This is a genomic window from Altericroceibacterium endophyticum, from assembly GCF_009827595.1.
Classification (GTDB): Bacteria; Pseudomonadota; Alphaproteobacteria; order Sphingomonadales; family Sphingomonadaceae; genus Altericroceibacterium; species Altericroceibacterium endophyticum.
In genome coordinates this window covers 1-2,148 of sequence record NZ_WTYT01000012.1, presented here as the reverse complement: position 1 = coordinate 2,148, position 2,148 = coordinate 1, and the positions used below count along the sequence as shown (strand labels likewise).

General features: G+C 59.2%; 2 protein-coding genes. One reads left to right on the top strand and one right to left on the bottom strand.

From position 1 onward, the window contains the following. Positions 1–242 precede the first annotated feature (242 nt). Complete coding sequence (locus GRI91_RS15805) at positions 243–1,145, bottom strand: SDR family NAD(P)-dependent oxidoreductase (RefSeq protein WP_160737675.1); 903 nt, start codon at positions 1,143–1,145, stop codon at positions 243–245. 57 nt (positions 1,146–1,202) lie between these two features. On the opposite strand from GRI91_RS15805, the gene GRI91_RS15800 reads away from it, so the two are divergent. Then, positions 1,203–1,907: a TetR/AcrR family transcriptional regulator gene (locus GRI91_RS15800; protein ID WP_272917866.1), complete on the top strand. Its 705-nt coding sequence runs from the start codon at positions 1,203–1,205 to the stop codon at positions 1,905–1,907. The last annotated feature ends 241 nt before the right edge of the window (positions 1,908–2,148 follow it).

Below are 2,148 nucleotides of genomic sequence, written 5' to 3'. Positions count from 1 at the left end.
TGGGCCGGTAGCAGAATGTCAGCTTCTAGCGCGACAAAGGCAAAAAGCAGCCCTTCGAGAAACGACCCAACGGCAGCTATTCAGGCGATCGGCACGCCAGGCAGAAACCTGTCACTTAAACAGCTTGCTTGCCTTTTTTCGCCGACGACAAGACGTGGTCGGGAGCGCCCTATCACGTTGGAAACAAGGCACGACAAACGCCAAGACACGAGCGGAAGCTGGCAAAATCGCTCGCCATCCCCTCACGCTGCTGGAAACTTTACTCCGGTGAGGTCTTCGGAGATGGCCCAGAGGTGCTGCTGAATGGCCTGATTGTACGATTGCGCGCTGGAAGTGACCAGCTTGGGAAATCCACGCACCTCCCCCCAACCTGCGGGGCCGTAATATTGTCCTCCCAAGACGGCCGGATCGGTGGCAGCCCGCAACGTAGGCAGGGCACCCATTTCGGCCGTTTGCGTAATCCGTGACGCGATCGGAACGATCAGGCGACGAAACAAGGCGGGAAGGTCTCGGATAAGGTCCGTATTTGCAATGCCCGGATGGGCAGCCACGGCAATCGTAGTGCCAAGGGATGCCAGGCGACGCTGCAACTCGTAGGTGAACATTAAGTTGGCAAGCTTGGACTGACCATAGGCGCCTGCGCGGCTGTACGATCGCTCCCACTGCAGATCATCAAAGTGAATGCTCGCCTGGATTCGGTGGCCGGTGCTACTGATCATGACGACCCGTGAGCCGGGAACGGGCAGCATCCGGTCCAGCAGCAGGCCGGTAAGAGCGAAGTGGCCAAGATGGTTGGTGCCGAACTGCAATTCGAAGCCATCAGCGGTGGTAGACTTCGGTGTGTACATGATCCCGGCGTTGTTGATGAGAAGATCTATACGGGGGTAGGCGTCGCGGATGTCGGCCGCTGCGGAGTGGATGGAAGCCAGGGAGGCAAGATCAAGTACCTGGACGGTGACGTTACCAGCGATGCGCGCTGCCGCCTGCCTGCCTTTCTCGATGTCCCGGACCGCCAGAATCACGGCTGCCCCGTTTTCAGCCAACATCCGCGCGGTTTCGAATCCCAGGCCGGTGTTTCCTCCGGTCACGATCGCCACTCGCCCATTCTGTTCGGGAATTTCGAGCTTGTTCCAGTGCATCGTCATACCACTTCCAATAATCCCGCTGGTCTGTTAATCTGCATGTAAGGGACCACCGGTCTGATGTCAACAGACCGACGGTCTATAAAGAGAGGATGCGGCGTGACTTTCCAACGGGCGCGAAATGAGGAGCAACGGGGAATTCGCCGCCGGGCGATCCTGGACACGGCCGCTGCAATGCTCAGCGAAATGCCGGTGGCAGACCTAAGCCTGAACGAACTCAGCCGACGGGTGGGCTTGGCGAAGTCCAACGTTTTGCGATATTTCGAGTCCCGCGAGGCAGTGCTGCTCGTGCTTCTCGACGACTTCCTGGGGACATGGCTCGCCGCACTGGCCCAAGAGCTTGAGGCAGGCATTGATCCGCACGCAGCACTGGAAGAGCGCGCGGATCTGCTTGCCCGCATTCTAAGCCAATCGCTGGCAGCCCAGAAGGTCATGTGCGATCTGTTCGGCGCTCAGGGCGGTGTACTGGAACACAATGTTTCGGTCGAGGTGGTCAAGGCGCACAAGCGGTCCTCGCTTGCCAAGGTTGCCGATATGTCCGAACTCTTGCGTCGTCATGTGCCCGAGCTCGGGGAACGCGCACAATTCTTCTGTCTATTGAGCCTCCTCTCAGCGGGCGCTCTGGCGGCCTACGCTCCGCCGCCAGCAAGTCTTGTCGCTGCTTACGCAGAAGAACCGGCGTTGGGCGCACTTCACATGGAACCCTGCGACGCTCTGCACAGTGCCTTCGCCGCAACACTGCTGGGCTTGCTGCCGCGCAAGTAGACCTTTTTGCACGCTACTCACCAGCATCCAGTTTGCGGTGTCGAACAATTTCGCACTTGCTCAACCATCCGGCAAGCCGTTGACCTGGAATAATGGGAGCTATCACCACTCGCCTCACCGACACCTGCCTGTCGCAAAACCACCCATAGTCGGACATAGGCGGTCGTGGCTCTCGGCGAATAGCTGCCGGTCCGCTTTCGGGCATTCTCTGGCAGAGCTCGGACGTCCGAAATTAGGGCGC

Coding starts and splice junctions, on each gene's coding strand:
- GRI91_RS15805 (WP_160737675.1), bottom strand. CDS start 1,145: ATGACGATGCACTGGAACAAGCTCGAAATTCCCGAACAGAATGGGCGA.
- GRI91_RS15800 (WP_272917866.1), top strand. CDS start 1,203: ATGTCAACAGACCGACGGTCTATAAAGAGAGGATGCGGCGTGACTTTC.